The organism is Saccharopolyspora sp. NPDC000995, from assembly GCF_053599315.1.
Map to the genome: position 1 here is coordinate 33,838 of NZ_JBSFLZ010000033.1, position 22,828 is coordinate 56,665.

The following is a 22,828-nucleotide window of genomic DNA, read 5'->3' on the forward strand; positions in this document are numbered from 1 at the left end:
GGAGGCGATCGTCTGGGCAGCTGCGATAGGTGTCGATGAAAATCTAGGACGTTAATCCATATCAGTGATCGCTAGAAGCCACAGCAGGCGGTAGCCCGCGTCGTACACCACCCATGTCCCATTGAAAACACCAGGAAACCATTCGCACCAAGCATCCGTGCTGCGGTAGGCGCAAACATCAGGAAGGTAGCGATCACCAGTGAGAGCTCTATATGCAGACGTTGCCGTGTTCATAGCAGCAGCGCCACGCGCCTCGCGATCACTTTTTGTGGCACGGTCGGGATTCACATAGAATCCACCTGAATCCAAGTAGGTTGCCCAGTCGCCCGCGATTTGGTAAGGCCACACAACATTCCAGCCGCGCAACTTTCGCCCAAAATCCCTGTATTTAATGGGGCTGGAAATCTGGAAGTGTGGCAATGAGTCACGAATAGCGTCATGCGCGAGCACGGACTCGATCACATTAGGGCTATTCAAAGCATTGCGACCGGCGAATGAATCGAAAACTGGATGTTTCGCGATGTGAAAACCTGCGAGTTCGGCTCCGCCCTTGTCGCGCTCAGCCCGGAACCACTCAACCATCTTGGCTACCGAACTGTCCTCCGGCGTGTCATGCGGGCGAACAATGAGTTCGCGGGTCAGTCGTTCTACCTGGTCATCGGAAGGTTGTGCATACCGGATGCCGTGATCCACCATCCTGCGAGTATGGCACACCCAGTGATCGCTGGGTGTGCCAAACGAATACTGCTCACAGGGTGGCTGCGCATCCTTCCCAGTCCGCGTGGCCACCCGAGCCCGACGTGTACGCAGTCAAGGTGTCGCGGTCGGCATTATCGGTGACGACTACCGCCTCCTTACCGACGCCGTAAGTGAAATGCCACTCCGTACTGCCGTTGGGGCCACTTCCTGGCCGAGTGTTATTGGTGGCTATAATGGTCAACCAGCAAGCCGCGAAGGCATCCGAATTGTTAATCGGGTGCCCTGCGTGAATATGACGAGCTCCGAACACTTCGTTTCCGCAGAGCAACTTAACTTCGCCGCCCGGGGCGTTAACGAGACTGAGAACTAGATTTCCCGCAGGGACGCTCGGCGTCCGCAAGCAATCTCTAATTAGCTGATTCCGGACGGCTGGATTTTTCGGAAAAATATTGTCAGACTCGACGTAGGACTGAGGAGCGGCTCCTGCGGTGCCAGCCAGAGCAGCGGCTAGGCCTCCTGAAACTGTCGCGATCGCCAAACCACGACGCAGTCTGCCCGTCATCATCGGCTAATCCTCCAACGTGAGTTTGCTTTGCCGACGGTACTTTTCCATCGGACATCATGATGGATCTTCGTCTTTAGGTGGAGGCTGGTATACCCGCTGGTTCACTCAAGCCCCTGAGTGCTTCTGCTTAGATGACCTCAAGAACAGGAATCCCTGCTGCAACAACCGACCTACCGGACGATCAAGCGGGTTGATCGTCCGTGCTTCTGCGCCAGCTCACGCCAGCGCGTGACAGCCATCGCGGCCGTTGGTACGGCGTCGATGCGCTTGCCGACGGCGGCGCGGTCGGGCTTGTCGGGGCGGAGCTGGTCTGCGTCGCCGGGTGGGTGGCGGACTTCCACGGCGTCGAAGCACCACTCGGCGACCGGGTTGGCGTGGTGGGTCCAGCCGCGCGACTTGGTGAGCGCCATCAGCTCGGTCATGCCGTAGGTCAGGCCGCGGTAGGTCTGTGGGATCGATACGAGGTCGAGTCGGGTTTTCTTTTGGATCTCCTGCCGCACCGGTTCACCGGACCATTCGTCGTATCCGGCGTCCATGACGCGGAAGTCGCGGCAGTCGGCGGTGATGTCGTAGTCGATGACGTCGTAGTCGATGACGTCGTAGTCGATGACGTCGTAGTCGATGACGTCGTAGTCGATGACGTCGCCCGGGGTGACGGTGATCCATCCGCCCTCGGCCCACTGCGAGACCCGCCCGTTGGTCCGGCCGTCGAGGAACTGCACCGCAGATTCCGGGAGCCAGAAGCGCCACAGCATCGACGGCATTCCGTTCAGGCCGTCGGGGATCAGCAGCGCCCAGGCGGTCATGTCGAGCTTGGCTGCGAGGTCGAGGCCGCCGTAGGCCCGGTGGCCGGTCAGCTCGGCGCGCAGCCAGTCCGGTGCCGGGGCGACGGTGCCCGCGCACTGGCGGTAGAGGTGCATCGGCATCCAGCGGTGGGACTGCTGAACCCACTGGTTCAGCCGGTACTGCCGGAACGCGTTCTCCTTGCTGGGGTCGTTCTTCGCCTCCTCGGCCTCCTGCCGCAGGGACCGAATCGACAGGAAGTCGCCGAGCGCGGGGTTCGCCAGCGGCCAGTTCGTCTCGTCCCATGGATCAGCGTCCTCGGGGACGTTGCGGACGTAGGCGAAGCGGTGCCGGGCGCGGTCTGGGTCCTCCATGATCCGCACGCACTCGTCGTGCTCGCTGCGGGCGAAGCTCGCCGGGTCATCGCCAGCAGTCGTGGCGGCGATCATCATCGGCTGCATCCGCGTGCCCATCCCGGTGCGCATCGCATCCCACAGCCGCGCATCGCGCTGGGTCAGCACCTCATCGAAGACCACGCCATGCGGGTTGTGCCCAAGGTTCCCGGCCGCGTCAGCGGCCACAACTTCGTAGTAGGAGCCGGTGCGCTCATGAACTAGGCAATTTGGACCATCCCGACCTGCCGGACGTTGAACTCTCCATACTTTCTCGAAAGTTTGTTCGTCAAATCAGCGGCCGAATCACTGAAGCCGTGACCGCTTGGCGTTCCTCGCCCGCCGATCCCGCTCCTGCAGGCCCCGCGCCCGCATCTGATCGCGGTAGCGGCGACCTCGATCAGATCGCACTGGCGACCCACCCCTTCGCGAAAGAGAGCAATTCCGCCGTTGGTGACCAGCTCTCGCATTGCCTTCGAGCCAATTCCCAGGATTTCTTGAGCTCCCCTCCGGGTGACAACTTCCTGCCCGAGGTAGAGATACACAGACGTTCCCGGAAGTACGATTTCACTCGACGGATCTTCGATTGCCCGCACCCCGGACGGGCGAGCCTCTCCTTTGGGCAACTAGTAACTCCTTGCGACAGCCACCGGGCCCCTTCCCGGAGGGCATACTGATCTTTGATTGGCCTTGCATGATGTTTGCGCCGTGCTCGTCCCCGTTGTGTCTTCGATCTTTAACCGCAGATCGGGAGAACGTCAACGAAGATAGATCGCTAGCAAGATCGCGCGAAGGCACAACATAGGCCACGCGAAGGCACCGCAAAGACACCACAAGGACTCCGTAAAAGTTCTTTCATCTGAGAGATACGGTGCACTGCGAAGCGTCTAGACCAGCACAAAGAGCCGACGGGGCGACCACAACCTTGATCGCCCCGTCGAACCGTCTTGATCGTCGTGAATTTTTTTCCGAATGCCACCCGTTCAGCGCAGAGCTGGTGAGCTTTCGACGCTTCTGGGACAGAACGTCCCAGGTTAGGCGGCGCTCTCCGTGATCGCCCACATGGACGAGTGCGAGCCCTCGGTCTCGGCCCTGCCGCTCGGCAGGAGGTGCTGCGGCGGAGTGAAGTCCTGTACTCCGAAGGCGATGTCGACTGCCTCCCTGTGCTCCTCCTCGCGCTCGAAATCGAGGATGTACTTCATTGTCATCGCCACCGTGGAATGACCCATCAAATGCTGCACCTCCCGAACATCACGAGTTGCCCGGTAGATCTTCGTCGCAAACGCACGACGCAGATCGTGCCACCCGACAAGAGGCTTGTGTCCCGACTCCACCATGCGCTCAATCTGAGCGATCTCACGCGCCCGCTGGATGGTGTGCCTGAAATAGTCAGTACCAGCAGGAGCAAGCTTCCGCTTCCCTTGCCGACCTTTCCAGAAAAGTCGCTGCGCGCCGTCAGGGACGAAATTCCCGGCGTGATACATCCATGCCCCTAGGGCCCGGACACTCAGCGGTACGCGGCGGATCACCTTGTTCTTCACGTGCGGATGAAGAACTTATCCATTGCCGTTCGTCGTTCGTGTAATCCACAATTAGGCCCGACCGCCATCGCCCCATTCGATGTCGGTCAGCGACAGGGCCGCTAACTCCGAGACCCGCAGCCCAGTGTCGTGGCCGATGATCGGGGCGGCCCACAGGTGCGCTGGCATGGCCGCCGCGAGGCGGTGCAGCTCGGTGTACGACAGCACGCGCCGCCGGACGGGCTGATCTTCGCGCACAGTGATGCCCCAGTGCGCCGGATGGTGCTCGGTGGCCAGCACCCCCTCGCGAATCGCCCGGCGAGCCACGGTCGCCAAGGCGATGATCCGCGTCTGCCGCGTCTTCGCCGCGAGGTGCCCGATATTGGAGTAGTAGCGCTCGACCGCGTCGGCGGTCAGCCGATCCACCGGGAAGCCTTCACCGAAGTGCTCCCGTCCAGCGCTGCGCACCGCGGTCTTGTAGGTGGCGCGGGTGTTGGGCGCAAGATCGGGAGCCCGGTCGATGGCACCGGGCGCGTAGGCGTCCAGCGTCACCACCCCGCGTCGCGGTGCGACTTCAACGTTCAGGTCGGCGGAGACAGCCCTTAGATGAAGCTCATACGCATCCCCGGCAGCCTTGGCAGTGGCCTTCGTCGGGTAGTCCGGCGACTTCGGCACCCGGGCGCACAGCCGTCGGCCGGACGCGTCGGCCAGTGGCTCCCGGTAGTAAGCAGCCCAGCTGCCTGAGGCGAGTGATCGGGCGTAGCCCATTGCTCATGTCCCTCTCGGTCATGAGCACAGCGCGTCGGCGAGCCTAGCTCAGGATCAGGCCCGGCGATGATCTTGTGTAGCGCTACACGTAGCAGACGCCGTATCAAGATCGAACACACCGGGCCTGACCTGGAAGGACACTTGCTGTCCGATTTTTCGGTCAGAAGTGCCCTTCACGTCGTGCGCAGCGCGATCACGAGTGCGCTTCGAGGACTTCGCGAACCGTCTGCGCCGCCAGGCCCGCGAGGTCGTCGGCAAGTCCGGGACGTGCCCGGACGCGCAGCGGCGTGGGCTCCAACTGTGGAAGGTCATCGCGCACTACGAGCCCATCCAGGCGCGGCTTCGCCGAGGGCAGCAGCGTGACGCGGAGTCCGGATCGCGCGGCCGCGAGCACGCCGACCAGATCGGCCGCCTCGCACACCAGGTCCGGCTACCGGCCGGTCTCGGTCACCGCGTCCAATGCGAGCCGCCGCATGATGCACGGCTCGTCGAAGACGACCATCGGCAGTGGCTCGGCGGGCCCCGTCAGCGTCCAGCCCGCCGCCGCGTACCAGTCCAGCCGGAGCGCTCCCGCGTCCCGACTGCGCCCGCCGACCGGCCGATTGATCAACAAAGCGCGACGACGTCCAGCACGGCACCGATCAGCGACTTCACCGCCACGCGCCGACGACGAGCACCCCAGCCGCGATTCACGCGCTCCAAGCCGCGACCGCGGGCCGCTGGCCAGCGCCGACGCACGTGTTCCTGCTGATCGCTACGCGCTGCTCGCGGCAAGTCAGCCCGCCGCCTGCTGGATCCGCTTCCAGGCCGCCAGCACGTGGCGCCGCTCGGTCTGCGGCGAACCGACCGCGAGCCGCAGCAGCGTCCTGCCGCCCACCTTGGTGTGGGTCAGGTACAGCTCCCCTGACTCGTTCAGCGATTCCATCAGCCGGTAGACCTGATCGTTGGCGTCCCCGGTGGACAGTCCGGGAAACAGCGGCCGGAAGCAGACCAGGCCCAGCGGGTGCGGCTCAAGCAGCTCGAAGCGCGGGTCGTCGCGGACCCAGCCGGCGAACTCCTGGGCGAGGCCGACGGTGGTGCGGATGTGCTCGCGCAGCCCTTCCGCGCCGTACCAGCGCAGCACCGACCACAGCTTCAACGCCCGGAACCGGCGGCCCAGCGGCACCTGCCAGTCCCGGTAGTCGATCACCTCACCGGACGCGGTCGCCGGGTTGCGCAGGTACTCGGGCAGGATCGACAGCGCGTCGATCATGGGCCGCCGGTCGGCCATCCACAGCAGGCTGCAGTCGAAGTTGGTCAACAGCCACTTGTGCGCGTTGGTGCAGTAGGAATCGGCGAACTCGGCGACGCCGTCGTTGATCCAGCGCAGCTCCGGGCACACCGCGGCGACGCCCGCGTACGCCGCGTCCACGTGCAGCCAGACCCCACGCGCCCGGCACACGCCGCCGATCTCGCGGACCGGATCGATCGCGGTCGTCGAGGTGGTGCCGATCGTCGCGCACACCAGCGTGGGCACCGCGCCGGCTGCGAGGTCCTCGGTGATCAGGGCGTCGAGGTGCTTCGGGTCCATGCCGAGCGAGTCCGGGTCGACGTCGACGATCCGGACGTTGTCCGCGCCGATGCCGGCCATCCGCGCCGCGCGCTCCAGGGACGAGTGGGTGTGCGCGGAGACGTAGAGCGTGTGCCGCCGGGTGATGCCCCGACTCGCAACCTGCGCGTCGCTGACCCGCTGCAACGCCGCTAGGCAGGCGACCAGCGCAGCGCTGGAGGCGGAGTCCTGGATCACCCCGCCGCCAACGGCGTCGGTGCGGAAGTGCTCGGCAAGGCCCAGCAGCTCGGCCATCCAGTCCACGACCACGGACTCCAGCTCGGTGCACGCGGGACTGGTCGTCCAGATCATGCCCTGCACGCCGAGCCCGCTGGAGAGCAAATCGCCGAGGATCGACGGGCCGGTGGCGTTGGCCGGGAAGTAGGCGAAGAAGTTCGGGTGCTGCCAGTGCGTCACGCCCGGCATCAGCACCGCGTCGAGGTCGCTCAGCACCCGCTCGAACGGCTCGCCCTGCTCGGGCGGATGCGCCGGGAGCTGCGACCTGACCTCACCGGGCCGCACCTGCGAGCGAACCGGATGCTTCTCGACACCGGCGTAGTAGTCGGCGATCCAGTCAACGACCTGCCGACCGAACGCCCGGAACTCCTCCGGCGACATGTGCTCACTCATCACAGCCAGCTAAGCACTCCACCGCACCCGAAGCCAGGAAGTACAGACCGAGCAGGTACTCGTCCTGGTCGAGCACCACGATGTCGTAGGGCTCCACGGCTGCCTTCGGGAAAACGCGGAGGTTCTCCGTCACGACCACCTCTGCGTTTCCGCGAACTGCCGCGGCGAGCCCGTGACTATATCTGGCGTCGTTGGTCATTGCTCTGATGAGGTCTTCGCAGCCGGTATGCGTCCTCCCCGCGATGCCGAGGAGGGAACCGCAGAGCAGCGGCTCGAACAGCACACACGCATGAAAAGCTCGCATCATCCGTCGTGGCTCAGTCTTCCTGCTCTGATTCGGACACCGCTCGACATCCGAGTCGGCTGGGAGGTCGTAAAAGCCCGCCGCGTCGGACACCCGCCATTTCATCCAGCCCGCCGCGCGGGCACGTCGAGCGCGCTCGCGGTACGCCAACAAGTCGTCCAGCCGAATCCGGCGATGGCGGCCCGGCTGCTCGAAAGGCATCCGCCTGATTCGAGGAGCCGGCCGAGCGTTGGCCTGGAGACCCCAAATCTCCTCCGCCTCGCCGGTCGTCAGCACCGTGTGTCCCGGGCAACTGTGATCGCCAAGCCACGGGCCAGTGCGAACACCACGTCGTGCGACACGTCCTACAGTTCGTCCGGCAGGTCAATCCGCGAGCCGTCGCGGGTGATCAACGCTGCGGCATTGCCTTGCTCATCCAGCGCCCCGGAGCAATCCCAGCAGCTCATCGGCCCCCGCCGGCGGCAGTACCGTGCGTTCGCGATGTCCCCCGCATGCACACCACCACCGGCGAAACGAACAAACCGAAATCGGTCAGCGGAGCAGGTCGATGGCGTCCGCCGGGCAGATCTCGACGCATTCCCCGCAGGCCGTGCAGCGGTCCGCCAGGACCGCCGGGCGCCCGTGGGCCGGGCGGAGGGCGTGCTCCGGGCAGGTCAAGAGGCAGGCCCCGCACGCCGTGCAGGCCGTCGAGATCACCAGCGGATCAGCGGGCATCCGCCGCCATCCACCGGTAACCCCTGGGCGTCACCATCCGACCACCGACCACAGTGGACTGCGAGGAGCCGACGAGCACCGTGGTGAACATGTCCACCTCGGCCGGGTCGAATTCGCCGATCGGGGCGCACCACGCCCGCTCCCCAGCACGGCTGGCCTGGCGGACGGCGCCGACCGGCGTGGTCACCGGGCGGTGCTCCGCCAGGATCTCCAGGGCCCGGCCGAGCTGCCAGTGCCGCTGCTCCGAACGCGGGTTGTAGAAGCACACCACCAGGTCACCCTCGGCCGCTGCCCGGACGCGGCGCTCGATGATCTCCCACGGCGTGTGCAGGTCGGACAGGCTGATCAGCGCGTGGTCGTGGCCCAGCGGCGCGCCCAGCAGCGCGGACGCGGCCAGCGCCGCCGTCACCCCCGGCACGCCGACGACCTCGATATCGACGTCGGCCTTCTCCATCGCCGGGCTGGCCATCGCGTACACCCCGGCGTCGCCGGAGCCGATCAAGGCCACCGCCCGCCCCGCCCGGGCCAGCTCCACCGCCTCGGCGGCGCGGGCCTCCTCGGCGCCGAGCCCGGTGGCGCGCACCTCGGTGCCGGGGCGCAGCAGGTGCCGCACCTGGTCGACGTACTGGTCCAGACCGACGACCACGGAGGCGCGGCGCAGCTCGATGTCGGCACGCGGGGCTCGCAGGTCTGGCGCACCCGGGCCGATGCCGATGATGGCCAGCCGACCGCGCGGTTGGATGCGGGCGGCGGCGACGGTCACGTTGTCGCCCTTGATCTTCGGCACCACCAGCTCGACGGGCGCCCCGGCTCCCAGTTCGGCGGCCGCGTGCAGCGCGGATGCCTCCGCGACGGAGGGCGTGCCGACCTCGGCGCGCACCACCTCGCTGGGGTTGGGCACCTCGACACCGGCCAGCGCCGCCGCCGGATAGGTCAGCAGCGACAGCTCCTCCCCGCCGTCGGAGTACCAGAAGCTCAGGTCCTGCAAGGCTTCGAGGATGCCGTCCTCGTCGGCCTTCAGGTCGACGCTGGCCACCGCGCGGATCGCCCTCGGGTCCAGACCGTGCTCGCGGTCCAGCCGCGCGACCGTCTCGGTCACCGCCGTCCGCGAGACGCCCCGCGCGGATCCGATGCCGACGACCAGGGTGCGCGGGATGAGCCGCAGCGTCCGCTCCTCGTCCTGCGTTGGCCGCCGGTCGTCGATCACGACCGTCCACAGTGGCGCTTCGGCGGCGGTGGCGACGTTGGACGGCAGAGCGGGAAGCGGGAAGCCGTGCGGGTTGACCAGGCGGACCGGCCAGCCGTCCAGGATCGCGACGCCGCAGGCCGCCAGGTCACCGTCCACGCTGGCGTCGAGCTGGTCGACGAGTTCGTCCAGCGGGGTGGTGCCGATGCTGTCGGTCGCGGTAGTGACCACCGGGGTGCAGCCGAGCACATCGGCGACCTGCTCAGCGAGCGCGTTGGCGCCTCCGGCGTGGCCACCGGCCAGGGAGATGGCGAAGCGGCGCGCCTCGTCGACGCAGACCACACCGGGATCGGTGTGCTTGTCCCGCAGCAGCGGCGCAACCAGCCGCACCGCAGCGCCGCTGGCCAAGAAGAACACCGCCGCGTCCAGATGGTCCCAGAGCCGGCGCACGGCGGGACCGATCGGCCCGTCGGCGACGACCGCCTCCGGCCCCAGCCGTCCGGCCAGCTCGGCGGCCGCCCGCCGCCCCGCCGCGGTCACCGCGAACAGACCGATCACTGCTGCTCCTCTACCTCGTCGATGTTTCTCGCGCGGACGCCGTCAGCCGCCGTTGTCCGGGCAGCGTCGCGCCAGGCCGAATCCCGATGCCGGGCACCTTCTCGCCGCGTTCTGATTCTGCGTTCAGTTCTGCCCGGCAGTTTAGGGGTAGCCGCGTCGGCGGCTGCGAACCTCGTGCTGACGTCTGCGCCAGCGCGGCCCAGCCCAGATGCGTTGTCCGGCCTTGATCAGCCGTCGGCGCTTTTCCGGAGATGCGCGCCGATCGGGCCCCCCAGGCCTGAAGGTCGTCGACAACGTCGCCCACGCGAAGCGGCCACCCCGAGCCAGCAAGTCATCTTCCCGAACATCGACATCCAGGGCCGGGAACCCAGCGCTGGTCAACGGCCGCGATTGCGTTCGGGGGCTATCTCACCCAAAAGTACTCACGGGCCCTGAAATGCGAAAACTCCGGCCCGTCAGCGTTGTTTCCGGCATCCGGAGATCAGCACGACCGGGTTGGCCGCTTCCAGGCGGGACGCGCCGTCGGGCAGTTCCGCCAGCCTTGCCGCCGACAGCTGCACGCCCTCCACCTCGTAGTCCGCCGCCCGCAGCGCGTCGCGGGTTGGCCCGACCCGGTCCAGCGCCGCCAGCGCAACCACGACGCGGGACGCTCCGGCGTGCGCACACGCCGCGACGACCTCGGTGCCGCCGCCACCCACGAAGATCGCGTCGGGCCGTGGCAGGTTGCGCAGCACTTGCGGCGCCGCGCCCTCCTCGATCCGGACGTCCACGCCGTGGCTCGCCGCGTTGGTGATCAACCGCACCACCTGGGCCTCGTCGGACTCCACCGCGATCGTCGCCGCTCCCATCCGGGCGCACTCCACCGCCATCGAACCGGATCCCGCCCCGACGTCCCAGACCAGCGTCCCCGGCCTCGGCGCGAGCTTCGCCAGCGCCACGGCCCGCACCTCGGCCTTGGTGATCATGCCGTCGCGGTGGGAGAACTCGTCCTCGGACAGCGCCCAGCCGGTCGCCGGCGGCACCGGCTCGCCGCCGGCGATCCAGCCCCGGTGCGGCACGTCGTCCAGCTCCGTCAGAGAAAGCACGATGTTCGGCTCATACCAGGTGCGCTTGGCCGCCTCGGCCGGTTCGATGGTGACCACCGACTCGTTCGGCCCGCCGAGGTCCTCGGCGACGACCATGGTCCGGCGCCAACCGGCCAGCCCGGATGCGATCTGGGCCGGGCCCGCCTTCGGCGCGGTCAGCACCGCCACCGCCGGTCGCGCGCGGCAGACGTTAATCGCCTGGCGGAGGTCGCGGCCGTGCGCGCTGACCACCACGACGTCGTCCCAGGAGCGGCCGACGCGCGCCATCAGCTGCTGAACGCTGGAGGTCGAGGGCAGCACCGTGCACCGGATGCCGCGTTCGCGCAGCGCTCGGACCGCACCGAAGAAGCCGGGATCGCCCGAGGCCAGCACCACGCCGTTCTCGTCACCGGACAGCGACGACAAGGCGTTCAGCGCCGGTTCCAGCGGCCCCAGCTCGAGCTTTCGCACGTGTTCCGGCGCATGCACTTCGAGGTGCCGTCTGCCGCCCACCACGAGCCGCGCCGACTCCAGTGCTTCGGCACCGCCCTTCGGCAAGTCGCCACCATCGACCCCGATCACCGTGACTGCCACGTCACCCACCTCGCCTCGGTGGCCGCCACCACGTGTTCACCCTGGAAGTCCACCATCGCGACCCGAACACGCAGCCGACGGCCGCATTCCTCGCTGAACCGCTCCAATACTGCTGCCACCTGCCCGCAGAGCCGGTGCGCACACGCCGAGAGCAGCCCGCTGTGCTGCCACACCTCGTAGGCCCGGCGGGCGGTGGCGGCCTGCTCGATCTCGGCGACCTGCTCGGGAGCGCCACCGAACTCGCCGGTCAGCCTGCCGAGCAACGCCGTGTCCACTTTGGACCTTGTGTAGTGCGTCATCACCACGCCGGAGGCGAGCTTGGTCAGCTTGCCGATCATGCCGACGAACACGACCTCGTCCAGCCCGTGCTCGACGGCGCGACGCAGCGCTGCACCGGTGAAGTCGCCGACCTCGATGAACGCCACCTCGGGCTCGTCGGGCAGCAGCCGCATCGCGGCCTTCTCGGTGCGACCGCCGGTGGACAGCACCGCAACCCGGCCGCCCTGCGCGGCGAGCACGGAAACCGCCTGTTCGACGCTGGACCGCCAGGACGCGGTGGAGAACGGCCGCACGATGCCGGTGGTGCCGAGGATCGAGATGCCGCCGAAGATGCCCAACCGCCGGTTGGTGGTCTTGTAGGCCATCTTCTCGCCGCCGGGCACGGTGATCGTGACGTCCGCGCCGCGCGCGCCGAGCGCCTCGCGCACCGCGTTGGTGATCATCTCGCGGGGCACCGGGTTGATCGCCGGTCCGCCGACCTCCAGGCCGAGGCCCGGCTTGGTCACGACGCCGACGCCTTCTCCGCCGTGCAGCACGATCTCGCCATCATCGCGGGCGGTGACCGACGCGGTCATCCGAGCGCCGTGCGTGACGTCGGGATCGTCGCCCGCGTCCTTGACGACCACTGCGGTGGCGGGCCCGATCGATCCCGAATCGACCTGGAAGCGCCGGTACCTGCCGTCCGGAAACGGGATGTCCACCGTGGCCGGGAGGTCTCCGGTGGCGAGCAGTTGGGCCGCCGCCCGGGCCGCCGCCGCGGAGCACGCACCCGTGGTGAACCCGGTGCGCAGCGCCTTGGGCCGGACCTTCGCGGTGCGCGGCAGGTCCGGCTCCCGCAGCGGCGGCTGCGCCTCGTTACTCGCTGTGCTCATCCGGCTTCGCCGGGGACTTGCGCCGCGCGGCGGGCTTCGCCTTCGCCGCTGCCGTCGAGGTGGTCGCGGACTTCGTCCGCTTCACCGCGGCCGGTTTCGCCGCGGACTTCGTCGCCGCGCTCTTCGCCCCGGACTTCGTTCCACCCCGCTTCGCGGGAACGGCCTGCGCCGTGGCCCGGGTAACCGTCGTGCTGGCCGCCGAGGTCCGGCGCGGCTCCGGCTCCGGCGCATCGGAGCCAACGGACTGTTCACCCACCTCCACGGCACCAACAGGCCGTTCACCCCCCACCGCACCAACACGCGCATCGGAGCCAACGGACCCTTCACCCACCTCCACGGCACCAACAGGCCGTTCGCCCCCCACCGCACCAACACGCGCATCGGAGCCAACGGACCCTTCACCCACCTCCACGGCACCAACAGGCCGTTCGCCCGCCGTCAGGTCGTCGGTGAACAACTGGGACTGCGCGGCGTCCACCCGACGGGCCGGGGCCGCGCGGTTCGCCGCGACCCGCGCCGCGCCGCGGGCGCTCTCCTGCCAGTCGCGCACCGCCCACCAGGCGACGTCGGAGTCGCGCACCCGCTCCCCCGGGTCTTCGGCGCTGGGGGCGGGCTTCACGGCGCTCTCCGCGCGGCGGCCCGCGGCGGTGGGGCGCTCGGCCCGCAGCGCGCGGCGCGCGGCCGGGTCGGCTCGGCGGTAGGTGTGGAAGTGCCCCGCGTGGTAGAGGTGCGAGCGGGTTCCCGAGCTGGCGAGGCCCTTGCCGACGATGAACAGCGTGTGCCGCCAGAGCTTGTGCTGCTTGACGGTCTTCTCCAGGTCGGCGAGGTTAGTGCGAAGCAGCAGCTCATCGGGCCAGGTGACTTTGTAGGCCACCAGCACCGGGGTGTCGTCGGGGTAGCCGCCGGCCCGCAGTTCCTCGACTAGCTGGCCGGTGCGCGCGGCGGAGAGGAATAGCGCCATCGTGGTGCCGTGCTTGGCGAACTCGCGAACCTTCTCGCCTTCGGGCATCGGCGTCTTGCCGCCCTCCAGGCGGGTCAGCACCAGCGACTGGGCGACTTCCGGCACGGTGAGCTCTCGCCCGACGGCGGCCGCCGCGGCGGAGAACGCCGGAACGCCCGGCACGATCTCGACTTCCAGGTTCATCCGCGCGCACGCGTCGTGCTGTTCCTGGACAGCGCCCCACAGCGACGGGTCACCGGAGTGCACCCGGGCGACGTTGAGCTTGTCGCGCTCGGCGCGGCGGTAGATCTCCAGCGCCTGTTCGTGGGTCAGCCGGGAGGAGTCGACCAGTTCCGCATCGCTGCGCGCGTGCTCCTGGATGCATTCCGGCGCGACCAGGCTCGCAGCCCATACCACGATGTCGGCTTCGGCGATCCGCCGGGCACCGCGGACCGTGATCAGGTCGGCCGCGCCCGGTCCGGCACCGATGAACGAGATCCGGCCAGTCACCATTGTTCTCCTCTTCCGCCTCGGGGTGGAAGCACTACCACAGTGGACAGATAAGGCGCGTCATCCACTTCGGACACATCGGACAGCGGCAGCACCCGCGCGTCCGGCGTGCCCAGGTGCTCGGCGTAGACCGCGCGCTGCATGGCTCCGCTCTCGGCGATCGCGGCGCGCAGTTCGCCGAGCCGCCGGCCGCCTTTGTAGGCAACGACCGTACCGCGTGCCCGCAGCGCCTCCTGCAGTGCGGTCACGTCACGCATCACCGGTATCACGGTGAGTGATTCGGCACCTTCGGTCAGCGCCACGCCTGCTTGTGCGGCCGTGGCCTGCATCGCGGTGATCCCCGGCACGGTGGCCAGTTCGACCTCGGGCAACAGCTCGGCCACAGTGCCCGCGAGGTAGCTGAAGGTCGAATACACGGCGGGATCCCCGAGGGTGGCGAAGGCCACGGTGCCGCCCTGAGCACGCAGCCGCCGCGCGACGACCGTGGCGGCCTCGTACCAGTGCCTGCGTCGCCGGTCCTGGGGGCCGTCCACCGGATCGGCCAACGCGAAGACCAGCCGCTGCACCCGGTCGTCGTTACCCAGGTGCGCGCGGACGATGGCTTCCGCCCGACCCTGCTCGTCGGCGGAGAGCACCGGGACGAACACTGTGCCCGCCTCCCGGATCTCGCGCAGCGCGGCCAGGGTCAGCATTTCCGGGTCGCCGGGGCCGACCCCGACACCGACCAGCCGCATCAAGCGCACCTCGCCACGAACCGCTGGACCGCGCCGGGCTGCCCGGCCGGATGGGTGTGCAGGTAGGAGGCGTGCACGCCTCCTACCTGCACGAAGCCTTCCCGCTGGACACCGGTCGCGCCGCGCCACATCCAGGCGGGTTGCGGTCCGCTGCCGGGTTCCAGGACGGTGCGGTGGAATTCGTGCCCGCTCACTCGTGCTCCTTCGGCGAATAGGACTGAATCGGCGGCGGCCACCGCGTCGCGGTAGCCGAGCACCAACCGCGGCGACATCCGCGCCCGCGCGTCGAGCACCCCGCACAGCGGGTGGCCGTCCACCTCCGCTGCCAGGTAGAGCAGCCCGCCGCACTCGGCGTGGATCGGCGCGCCGGTGGCAGCGAACGCCGCGATCTCCTCGCGCAGAGCGGTGTTCGCCGACAGTTCGGCGGCGTGCTGTTCGGGGAAACCGCCCGGCAGCACCAAACCCGCGGTGCGTTCCGGCAGCCGCTCGTCGTTGAGCGGGTCGAGGACGACGACTTCGGCACCGGCGGCTTCGAGCAGCTCGGCGTGCTCGGCGTAGGCGAAGGTGAATGCCTGCCCACCGGCCACCGCGACCACCGGCCCCGCCTGCGGTACCACCTCGTCGCGCGGATTCCAGGCGGGGCAGGGCAGCGCGGGAACCGAGCGCGCGAGCGCGCACACCGCGTCGAGATCCACTGACCGGGCAACGACGTCGGCCATCGCGTCGACCGCGCGGACGGCCTCCCCGCCGTGCTCGGCAGCCGGGACGAGACCGAGATGGCGCGACGGAACGGCGAGGTCCTCGGTGCGCGGGATCGCGCCGAGCACCGGGAGACCCGCGTTGTCGGCGGCGTCGCGGAGCACCTCCTCGTGCCGCGGCGAGCCGACTCGGTTGAGGATGACGCCTGCGACCCGGACCTCCGGTCGGTAGCTGCGGAAACCGTGCAGCAGCGCGGCGAGGCTGTGGCTTTGCCCCTTGGCATCGACGACCAGCACGACCGGCGCGCTCAGCAGTTGAGCGACGTGCGCGGTGGAGCCGACCGCGACCCCGTCCCCGGGCCCGATGCGGCCGTCGAACAGCCCCATAACACCCTCCACGATGGACAACTCGGCCCCGGCGGCACCGTGCCGGAACAGCGGCGCGATGCGGTCCTCCCCGACCAGCACGGGATCGAGGTTGCGGGCGGGGCGGCCGGCGGCGAGCCGATGGTACCCGGGGTCGATGTAATCCGGGCCGACCTTGAATGGCGCGACCACGGTGCCCCGGCGCCGCAGCGCGCCCAGCAACCCGGTCGCCACCGTCGTCTTGCCCTGTCCCGATGCGGGAGCCGCCACGATCAACCGGGCTTGCGGAAGCGCACCGGTCACCACTCGATTCCCTTCTGGCCCTTCTGGCCAGCGTCCATCGGGTGCTTGACCTTGGTGGTCTCCATGACGAGGTCGGCAGCGTCGATCAGCGCCTGCGGGGCGTAGCGTCCGGTGATCACGACGTGCTGGTGCCCGGGTCGGTCGCGCAGGGTCTCGACGACCTCAGCGACGTCGACCCAGCCCCAGTGCAGCGGATAGGTGAACTCGTCCAGCACGTAGAGGCCGTGGCGCTGCTCGCCGATCCGACGGGCGATCTCCCGCCAGCCCTCCAGCGCGGCCGCGGCGTGGTCGTCCTCGCTGCCCTTCTTGCGGGTCCAGGACCAGCCTTCGCCCATCTTGTGCCACTCGACGGGGCCGCCCTCACCGGTTTCGTCGTGCAACCGTCCCAGCGCGCGCAACGCCGACTCCTCGCCGACGCGCCACTTCGCGGACTTGACGAACTGGAACACGCCGATCGACCAGCCCTGGTTCCAGCCGCGGAGCGCGAGCCCGAACGCGGCGGTGGACTTGCCCTTCATCTCACCGGTGTGCACCACGACGAGCGGCGTGTTGCGGCGCTGGCGAGTGGTCAACCCGTCGTTCGGCACGGTCGAAGGCTGTCCCTGAGGCATGCACCGACCTTAACGGGCGGACCGGGCCGCAACAGCGTCGGTTCGCTCGGCTCGTGCCTGCGGCCCCCCGGCACAGGTCTTCCTGCTCGTCAGAGATCGTCAGATTGCGGCTCGTCCACGACGACCGCACGGACTGCGGCGGCGAGCGCACAGGGGCGACATCGCCAACCCGCAGGTGGGTCGATCCCGTTCGGGCACCCAGGTGAATTTCCGGGATACCACGGTTCGGGCCTCTGCCGCTTTACAGCCGCATCGGCGGTGCCGAGCCAGTCGCGCAGCGGGAACAGGTGGTCCTCGGGGACCTCGCTCTGCCACTGTCGGTCACCGAAACGTGATACACGGTAATCCGCGCACCGGGTGCCGTTGGTGCTGTCGCGGTTTCGGGAACCGGCACCGACCATCGCCGGTCGGGCACCGCCGCCTCCCCCGGATGCGCCGGGTCGCCCGGGGTCAGCTTTCGAGATGGAAGGCGGCGAGTCGCTCGTCGAGGTAGCGGTGCAGGCGGGCTTTGTCCGCCGGGCCGAAGGTGTTCCAGTGCTCGCCGTCGTTGTTGCGCCTCGTCGTGACGCTGTAGCGGCCTTCCTCAGTGTCGCGCCAGCCGATCGCCGGGGACCGCACCTGCCTTCCGCCCGTCACCATGAAATAGCCGACCCGCCACACCGGCAACGCCATGATCTTCTGCACCTTGCGGAGATCACCGCCACCGTGGCCGGAGATGCTCGCCGTCGCCAGCCACGAGTCCGGCTCGTCGTTGGCCACGCGCTCCGGTTCCGGCTCACCGGCGGCTGCGATCGTGCCCGCTTCGAGCTTTCCCGCCGGGACATCCGGCAGCAGCTCGACGCAAACCCGGGACAACCCGCGGGCGTCGATGAACTCGATCCGCAGGCCCTGCTCCTCCTGGACCGCCACCACCCCAGCGCTGCCGGCCACCGCCGCCCGCGCCCGATAGACGGCGTCGGCCCGACCATCGTAGGAGGTCACCGCCACCGAAATCTCCGGTCTGTGCAACAGGTTCAGCGCCTGCTCCAGCGCCGGTTCCGCCCGGCCGCGCTCCGCCAACCGCCGCCGCTCCAACCCGCTCCAGACGTCCCTGCGCAGCCGGGCCCGATCGTCGATGGTGGCGCCGAAGTGCGGTATCTCGAACGGGAACTGCCGCAGGTCGATCCGCAGATCTTCGCCGAGGATGTCCGCCGCTTCCGCGGAAAGCGTGAACGAATCGAGCATAACTTCCCCTCCGGAAATGCCCCGACTCCCTGAGAAACCAACGAGCTATTCGCCGAACACCGGAGGCGCAACCTTCGGCAGCCCGAGGTCTTCCCACACCTCATCGGTGTCGAGCACGTACTTGGTCGCGCGCTCTTCGTCCTGTTCGGACTTGCCACCTTGACCGCGCCCGGCGGCACCGCCACCGGCCATCGCGGCACCACCACGCGCACCCGCCGCACCGGTGCCTCCGGCGGTCGCACCTCCGGCCGCACCGAGTCCGCCGACGCCGCAGCGGCCACCCGCGCCGAGCGAGCCACCGGCACCACCGATCCGACCGGCACCACCCATGCCGCCACCCCGGCCGGCACCACCGGGGCCGGGACGGCCACCGCCAGCACCCGGCCCGCCGCCGGGCCCCGGACGCTGCTGGTCGGGCGCCAGCGGAGCCCACCGCCCGCTGTAGGAATTGCGGCGTTCCCACTGGCTGGTCTGCGGATTCCACCGGGTGTCCGGCCCCGGCGAGACCATGCCCTGCTGCCACACCGGGATCGTGCTGTTCGGCGGTACCGGCGGGGAACTCGGCGGGCTGTGCGGCGGCAACGACGGGGTCGGACCGACCCAAGCCGAATGAGTCGACGAAGGCTTGCCCGATGTGCTGATCGACGAGTCGATGGAACCGAGCGTGTGCTGCTGTTGCTGCGGTGGAGTGCTGGTCTGCTCCTCCGGCGCACGCGGCGCGGGCACGAACGCCGGGGTCTGCGCGGCGGCCGACCCGAAGTCCGACTCCATCTTCGACATCACCTCGGCTGCTTCCTGATGCGCGGCCTGGCTCTTCTGCTGCTTCTCCACGATCGCGTTCGCCCGGCTGATGGCGGTGAACGGATTGGGGTCGGAGACGTAGTCCTTCAGCTCTCCCTTCAGGTCGAACTCGACCACGTCCGGCATCGAGTTCCGCGCCCGCTCCCCCACCTCGGCTTGCAAGCCGATCTGGTTGCCGGTCAACTGCGCGGCATTACCGGAGTGCGACATGTGATCGGCCAACTGCGTGACGTGCGCGCGCATGGCGTCACCCGCCGCGCCTTCCCAGGTGTCCTGGGTCTTGGCCGCGGCCTGCCTGATCCGCTCGGCGAAGTCGAGGAACTTCTGGCCGTGGTCGTGGTAGATGCGACCGACATCGTGCACTGCGGCCGGGTCGAAGTTCTCCTGGACGAACCGCGCCAGTTCCGCGTGCCCGTAGGAGAGGTAGTGCGTGTTCCCCAACTCACTCGGTTTTTCGCGCAGCTCTTGATCGACCGACAGCGCCGCGGCCTGCTGCTGCCCGTACTTCGCGGCCTGCTGCGCGGCCTGTGCCCGCGAAAGCGCTTTAGTCAGCGCATCGCCGACAAGCGGTATGTCAGCCAGCCCGGCGTACTGCTGACGCCGCTGTTCGTACGTGGAATGCTCGTGGTCGGCGATGTATTCCGATCCCCCGCCCGACGGAGACGTCATAACTCCCCCTCGAAACCATTTTCAGTTTTCCGTCGATTTTTTTCGATTCTGCGAGCGTTGTTCAGTTTTCCGGGAGCTTAGCTTCGACCAATTGCCCGACCTGCTGGGCGAACAGACAGGCCGCCTCGGTGTTCATGTCGTTCGAGGACGCGTCCAGCGAAACCGAGGACGACCCACCGGCCGCGAATAGGAGGGAGCAGTCACCAGGCCCCAATGCATCGCGCTGGATTCTGGCGTCCCGACTGGCGAAAGTGGTGGGCTCGACCCGACCATCGGACAGGTTCAGTTGGTCCAGTCTCGTAGTGTCGTAGAGGACGACCCGGATACCGCCGTCGGCGGTTTTCCAGTCGCAACCGCGGCCACCGGCGAAGTTCTTCACTTCGCCGGTGCCCTCCAGGCCGAGCTGCGACGCCTGGTCGGGGTTGAAGACTTGGCATGCGTCCATCGCTGCCAAGCCGGAATAGACACTGCTCGCATACGTTGGTTCCGGTTGATCGGTCTGGGCCGGGACCCCAGGCTGTTTCGAGCTGCAGGCGGCAGCGCCGAGGAGCAAGGACAGCAACGCTGCCAGCGCAGCGGAACACGAACCATTTTTACCCACCTGGACAACCTCTATCTCATGTCGGCACACCGAATTCGGCGTTTCCCTCATCGATTTCTCGGTATGTCCGGATGCCTTTCTTGATGGCTTCGATCACCTGCGGCACCCTTTCGTGCAAGTGTAAGAGCATTTCTTCATACGATCGGCCGTCCCCGCCGGCCGCGACCTGCTGATTGAAATCACTGATCGTCTTGCCCGCAGGGCTGTCTCCGAGCAAGGTGCGGTGGTTGAGCTGTCGACCGTCGCGGCGCATAGAACCCAACGCGTCCTGGAAATCCAGGAAAATCCTGATCAGCTCGTCACCTGCCTCCTGGGTTACGCGGAATCGGCCGCTGTTGGCCGCGCTGATGACGCCTTGCATCGCATCGCTCGTGGCAGCGAGTCCGACTGCTGCGTCGGCTGCCGCTCCGATTGGCTCCTTCATCCGGCTTCCCCCAGGCTGTCCAATCTGGCTTCAGCGCGCCTGAAGCTAGCACCGCCGACAGCTCCGGCTTCCGGACAATTGCGAGATTCGTCCTTATGCCGGACCGAAAACCCCTAACGGACCAACTCGGTTCCCGGGACGAACGTGGCCAACTTCACGCGTCGCGAGCCGGCGCGGAGGGCGAACATGGACGGGCGTCCCAATCCACCAGGAGCCGCCCGATGTCTACCAGGCCGCCGCCGGTGTTGTCCGCCGCCACGCTGATCTCCAATTTCGACCGCTTCGCTGTCACGCCGATGCTGGTGCTGATCGCGCTCGGTTTGCAGGTGCCCTTGGGGGCGGCGGTCGCCGTTGCGAGCGGCTACTTCCTCGCTTATGGCCTCTCCCAACCGGTTTGGGGTTTGCTGTCGGATCGGTTCGGGCGCGTTCCGGTCATGCGCGGCACGCTGCTCGGTGCCGCTGCGGCGGGCGTGGTCTCCGCGCTGGCGCCGAACCTGACCGCACTGGTCGTGGCGCGCGCCATCACCGGCGCGTGCATGGGCGCCGTCGTTCCAGCTTCGCTGACATACGTCGGTGACACCGTGCCGCAGAAGAACCGTCAGGCCGCCCTTTCGGACCTGATGGCGGCGTCGGCGATGGGCACCGCGCTGGCGACCGCCGTCGGCGGACTGTTGGCCGGTTTCCTGGATTGGCGCACGGTTTTCGCCGTCCCGGCAGGGTGCGCCGCACTGTGCTCATTCCTGCTCCGCAAGCTTCCGGAACCTGAGCGCAGCCAGGTCGAGGGCGTGCGCAGCCACCTGATGGCGGTGCTGGGGAATCGTTGGGCCCTGCTGGTCTTCGGGCTGGTGTTCGTCGAGGGCGCGGTGCTTTTGGGCACCATGACGTTCCTCGCCTCGGCACTGGTGCAGGAGGGTGTCGACGTCGCCGTGGCCGGCCTCGCCACCGCCACCTACGGCGCCGGCGTTTGGTTGTTCTCCAGGCTGGTCAAGATGCTGGGGCGGCGGCTGGCGGTCTGGCAACTGATCGCGATCGGCGGCACCGCGATGGCGCTCGGATACCTGGTCGTGACGGCCGACGCCAACATCGCGACCGTCGTGGTCGCGGCGCTGCTGCTCGGTGGCGGCTGGTCGTTCATGCATTCGTCGCTGCAGACCTGGGTGACGTCGGTGGTCCCGGAGGCCAGGGGCACCGCCGTGGCGTTGTTCGCCGCGGCGCTGTTCCTCGGGAGCGCGGTCGCTTCGGCTGCTGCGGGTCCGTTCATCCAGCGAGGTTCGTACTCGCTGGTCTTCGGAATCGCCGCCGCCACCGCGGTTCCCCTGCTGATCACCGCGTCCGCGTGCCGCTTCCGCTACCAGAAGCGAAACGAGCCTGTCCGCGCTGGCCGGGCCAGGTGAAGCTCGCCGAAACGAGCTGATCCGGACGGCCGGAAAAGAGCCCCCGCGCTCGACCAGCCTGGGGGTCGCCGGGAGCGCGGGGGCATCTTGGAAGTCCACCCCTGGGGGTCAGGTGGACGGCAGTACCGTACCAATCAGTCGGCTGGGCCAGAAGGCAGAACGCCGGATCTCGTAACCAAAACGAGATCAAGCGGCGCGCCGCTCGTCCCGGACCGCGCGCACCACGCCCGCGACGTTGCCGGCCGAAAGCTCCTCCAACCGCAGGCAAGGGCCGCCCAGCGCGGCCGCGAGGCGGGCGGCCAACCCGAGGCGGACCGGCCCGCTCTCGCAATCCACCACGACGGAGGCCACGCCCGCCTCGGCGAGCAGCCCGGCCGAACGCAGCGCGTCGTCGACGGCGCGTTGGGCCCGAAGCCGCCCGCCGACATCGGGGTTCACCGGCACGGTGGCTTTTCCGTCGGTCAGCAGCACGAGCAGGGTCCGCCGATTCGGATCCCGCATCCGCTCGATCTGCACCACTCGGCGAACTCGCAGCAGCCCGTCGGCCAGCGGCGTGCGACCGCCGGTGCGCAGCCCCCGCATCCGCGCGGCCGCGACGTCAACCGAGGACGTCGGCGGCAGCGCGAGTTCCGCGGAGTCGCCGCGGAAGGTCACCACGCCGACCTTGTCTCGCCGCTGGTAGGCGTCCCTCAGCAGCGACACAACGGCGCCGCTGACCGCCGACATCCGCTCCCTGGCGGCCATCGACCCCGACGCATCCACCGCGAACAGCACCAGGTTCCCCTCACGCCCTTCCCGGATGGCCCGCCGCAGATCGTCGGAGCGCAGCACCAGCCCGGGACCGCTGCGGCCGCGGGCGATCTGGTGCGGCGCCGCGACGGCCAGCGTGGCCGCCAGGTGGATGCCATGTCCATCCACAGTGCGATCGATCGACGCCAACCCGACACTCCAACAGAAGGACGTCCGCCCGTACGGCGTGGGCGATCCGGTGGACGTGCTGGTCGACGGCGAGGTGATCGCCGAGATCGGTCCTGGTC

Annotated in this window: 22 protein-coding genes; 1 reads left to right on the plus strand and 21 read right to left on the minus strand. The window is 68.5% G+C overall.

The genetic code is table 11. From position 1 onward, the window contains the following. Nucleotides 1–51 precede the first annotated feature (51 nt). From ACWDKQ_RS14050 to ACWDKQ_RS14145, 20 genes are all read right to left on the minus strand, one after another. Nucleotides 52–693 carry a hypothetical protein gene (locus ACWDKQ_RS14050; RefSeq protein WP_450139145.1) on the minus strand — a complete coding sequence of 214 codons (642 nt, stop codon included), beginning with the start codon at nucleotides 691–693 and terminating at the stop codon, nucleotides 52–54. 741 nt (nucleotides 694–1,434) lie between these two features. After that, nucleotides 1,435–2,628: a terminase TerL endonuclease subunit gene (locus tag ACWDKQ_RS14055; RefSeq protein ID WP_450139146.1), complete on the minus strand. Its 1,194-nt coding sequence runs from the start codon at nucleotides 2,626–2,628 to the stop codon at nucleotides 1,435–1,437. An 845-nt stretch (nucleotides 2,629–3,473) separates the two neighbouring features. After that, nucleotides 3,474–3,980: a tyrosine-type recombinase/integrase gene (locus ACWDKQ_RS14060; RefSeq protein ID WP_450139147.1), complete on the minus strand. Its 507-nt coding sequence runs from the start codon at nucleotides 3,978–3,980 to the stop codon at nucleotides 3,474–3,476. A 51-nt stretch (nucleotides 3,981–4,031) separates the two neighbouring features. Then, the gene (locus tag ACWDKQ_RS14065; protein WP_450139148.1) at nucleotides 4,032–4,727 is read right to left on the minus strand and encodes a hypothetical protein; all 696 of its coding nucleotides are present in this window, start codon (nucleotides 4,725–4,727) and stop codon (nucleotides 4,032–4,034) included. A gap of 193 nt (nucleotides 4,728–4,920) precedes the next feature. Further along, a complete protein-coding gene (locus ACWDKQ_RS14070) occupies nucleotides 4,921–5,148 on the minus strand; it encodes a hypothetical protein (RefSeq protein ID WP_450139149.1) in 228 nt (75 codons plus the stop codon). A gap of 9 nt (nucleotides 5,149–5,157) precedes the next feature. Beyond that, nucleotides 5,158–5,337: a hypothetical protein gene (locus tag ACWDKQ_RS14075; RefSeq protein WP_450139150.1), complete on the minus strand. Its 180-nt coding sequence runs from the start codon at nucleotides 5,335–5,337 to the stop codon at nucleotides 5,158–5,160. 165 nt (nucleotides 5,338–5,502) lie between these two features. Then, a complete protein-coding gene (locus ACWDKQ_RS14080; protein WP_450139168.1) occupies nucleotides 5,503–6,933 on the minus strand; it encodes an aminotransferase class I/II-fold pyridoxal phosphate-dependent enzyme in 1,431 nt (476 codons plus the stop codon). A 4-nt stretch (nucleotides 6,934–6,937) separates the two neighbouring features. Then, on the minus strand, nucleotides 6,938–7,342 hold the full coding sequence (locus ACWDKQ_RS14085) for a hypothetical protein (protein WP_450139151.1): 405 nt from the start codon (nucleotides 7,340–7,342) through the stop codon (nucleotides 6,938–6,940). A gap of 438 nt (nucleotides 7,343–7,780) precedes the next feature. Further along, nucleotides 7,781–7,963 (minus strand): DUF362 domain-containing protein, encoded by a 183-nt coding sequence (locus ACWDKQ_RS14090; RefSeq protein WP_450139152.1) that lies wholly within the window; start codon nucleotides 7,961–7,963, stop codon nucleotides 7,781–7,783. Beyond that, complete coding sequence (gene cobJ / locus ACWDKQ_RS14095) at nucleotides 7,953–9,707, minus strand: precorrin-3B C(17)-methyltransferase (protein WP_450139153.1); 1,755 nt, start codon at nucleotides 9,705–9,707, stop codon at nucleotides 7,953–7,955. Before cobJ ends, ACWDKQ_RS14090 begins: the two co-directional genes overlap by 11 nt. Nucleotides 9,708–10,162: 455 nt before the next feature. Further along, on the minus strand, nucleotides 10,163–11,365 hold the full coding sequence (cbiE, locus tag ACWDKQ_RS14100) for a precorrin-6y C5,15-methyltransferase (decarboxylating) subunit CbiE (protein ID WP_450139154.1): 1,203 nt from the start codon (nucleotides 11,363–11,365) through the stop codon (nucleotides 10,163–10,165). Next, nucleotides 11,350–12,516: a cobalt-precorrin-5B (C(1))-methyltransferase gene (locus ACWDKQ_RS14105; protein ID WP_450139155.1), complete on the minus strand. Its 1,167-nt coding sequence runs from the start codon at nucleotides 12,514–12,516 to the stop codon at nucleotides 11,350–11,352. Before ACWDKQ_RS14105 ends, cbiE begins: the two co-directional genes overlap by 16 nt. Then, nucleotides 12,500–13,969, minus strand: coding sequence for a precorrin-4 C(11)-methyltransferase (cobM, locus tag ACWDKQ_RS14110; RefSeq protein ID WP_450139156.1), 1,470 nt, complete (start codon nucleotides 13,967–13,969; stop codon nucleotides 12,500–12,502). Before cobM ends, ACWDKQ_RS14105 begins: the two co-directional genes overlap by 17 nt. Beyond that, nucleotides 13,963–14,700 (minus strand): precorrin-2 C(20)-methyltransferase, encoded by a 738-nt coding sequence (gene cobI / locus ACWDKQ_RS14115; protein ID WP_450139157.1) that lies wholly within the window; start codon nucleotides 14,698–14,700, stop codon nucleotides 13,963–13,965. Before cobI ends, cobM begins: the two co-directional genes overlap by 7 nt. Then, nucleotides 14,700–16,070 carry a cobyrinate a,c-diamide synthase gene (locus ACWDKQ_RS14120; protein ID WP_450139158.1) on the minus strand — a complete coding sequence of 457 codons (1,371 nt, stop codon included), beginning with the start codon at nucleotides 16,068–16,070 and terminating at the stop codon, nucleotides 14,700–14,702. Before ACWDKQ_RS14120 ends, cobI begins: the two co-directional genes overlap by 1 nt. Beyond that, nucleotides 16,064–16,678 carry a cob(I)yrinic acid a,c-diamide adenosyltransferase gene (gene cobO, locus ACWDKQ_RS14125; protein ID WP_450139159.1) on the minus strand — a complete coding sequence of 205 codons (615 nt, stop codon included), beginning with the start codon at nucleotides 16,676–16,678 and terminating at the stop codon, nucleotides 16,064–16,066. The genes ACWDKQ_RS14120 and cobO overlap by 7 nt, the downstream gene beginning before the upstream one ends. Nucleotides 16,679–17,128: 450 nt before the next feature. Then, nucleotides 17,129–17,902, minus strand: coding sequence for an ESX secretion-associated protein EspG (locus ACWDKQ_RS14130; RefSeq protein ID WP_450139160.1), 774 nt, complete (start codon nucleotides 17,900–17,902; stop codon nucleotides 17,129–17,131). 45 nt (nucleotides 17,903–17,947) lie between these two features. Next, the gene (locus tag ACWDKQ_RS14135; RefSeq protein WP_450139161.1) at nucleotides 17,948–19,372 is read right to left on the minus strand and encodes a hypothetical protein; all 1,425 of its coding nucleotides are present in this window, start codon (nucleotides 19,370–19,372) and stop codon (nucleotides 17,948–17,950) included. 61 nt (nucleotides 19,373–19,433) lie between these two features. Further along, entirely contained in the window at nucleotides 19,434–20,024 is a 591-nt protein-coding gene (locus ACWDKQ_RS14140; protein WP_450139162.1) for a DUF3558 family protein, read from the minus strand. Further along, entirely contained in the window at nucleotides 19,990–20,397 is a 408-nt protein-coding gene (locus tag ACWDKQ_RS14145; protein WP_450139163.1) for a hypothetical protein, read from the minus strand. Before ACWDKQ_RS14145 ends, ACWDKQ_RS14140 begins: the two co-directional genes overlap by 35 nt. Before the next feature lie 221 nt (nucleotides 20,398–20,618). On the opposite strand from ACWDKQ_RS14145, the gene ACWDKQ_RS14150 reads away from it, so the two are divergent. Next, nucleotides 20,619–21,791: an MFS transporter gene (locus tag ACWDKQ_RS14150; RefSeq protein ID WP_450139164.1), complete on the plus strand. Its 1,173-nt coding sequence runs from the start codon at nucleotides 20,619–20,621 to the stop codon at nucleotides 21,789–21,791. Between the two features lie 186 nt (nucleotides 21,792–21,977). On the opposite strand, the gene ACWDKQ_RS14155 is transcribed toward ACWDKQ_RS14150, so the two are convergent. Continuing rightward, nucleotides 21,978–22,828: vWA domain-containing protein (locus tag ACWDKQ_RS14155; protein ID WP_450139165.1), on the minus strand; the 851-nt coding region annotated here is incomplete at its 5' end.

Excerpts from the sequence above, each read along its gene's own strand:
- cobO (WP_450139159.1), bottom strand. The coding sequence starts at position 16,678 with ATGCCTCAGGGACAGCCTTCGACCGTGCCGAACGACGGGTTGACCACT.
- ACWDKQ_RS14145 (WP_450139163.1), bottom strand. The coding sequence starts at position 20,397 with ATGAAGGAGCCAATCGGAGCGGCAGCCGACGCAGCAGTCGGACTCGCT.
- ACWDKQ_RS14065 (WP_450139148.1), bottom strand. The coding sequence starts at position 4,727 with ATGGGCTACGCCCGATCACTCGCCTCAGGCAGCTGGGCTGCTTACTAC.
- ACWDKQ_RS14150 (WP_450139164.1), top strand. The coding sequence starts at position 20,619 with ATGTCTACCAGGCCGCCGCCGGTGTTGTCCGCCGCCACGCTGATCTCC.
- cobI (WP_450139157.1), bottom strand. The coding sequence starts at position 14,700 with ATGCGGCTGGTCGGTGTCGGGGTCGGCCCCGGCGACCCGGAAATGCTG.
- ACWDKQ_RS14080 (WP_450139168.1), bottom strand. The coding sequence starts at position 6,933 with ATGTCGCCGGAGGAGTTCCGGGCGTTCGGTCGGCAGGTCGTTGACTGG.
- ACWDKQ_RS14090 (WP_450139152.1), bottom strand. The coding sequence starts at position 7,963 with ATGCCCGCTGATCCGCTGGTGATCTCGACGGCCTGCACGGCGTGCGGG.
- ACWDKQ_RS14105 (WP_450139155.1), bottom strand. The coding sequence starts at position 12,516 with ATGAGCACAGCGAGTAACGAGGCGCAGCCGCCGCTGCGGGAGCCGGAC.
- cobM (WP_450139156.1), bottom strand. The coding sequence starts at position 13,969 with ATGGTGACTGGCCGGATCTCGTTCATCGGTGCCGGACCGGGCGCGGCC.
- ACWDKQ_RS14140 (WP_450139162.1), bottom strand. The coding sequence starts at position 20,024 with ATGAGGGAAACGCCGAATTCGGTGTGCCGACATGAGATAGAGGTTGTC.
- ACWDKQ_RS14130 (WP_450139160.1), bottom strand. The coding sequence starts at position 17,902 with ATGCTCGATTCGTTCACGCTTTCCGCGGAAGCGGCGGACATCCTCGGC.
- ACWDKQ_RS14135 (WP_450139161.1), bottom strand. The coding sequence starts at position 19,372 with ATGACGTCTCCGTCGGGCGGGGGATCGGAATACATCGCCGACCACGAG.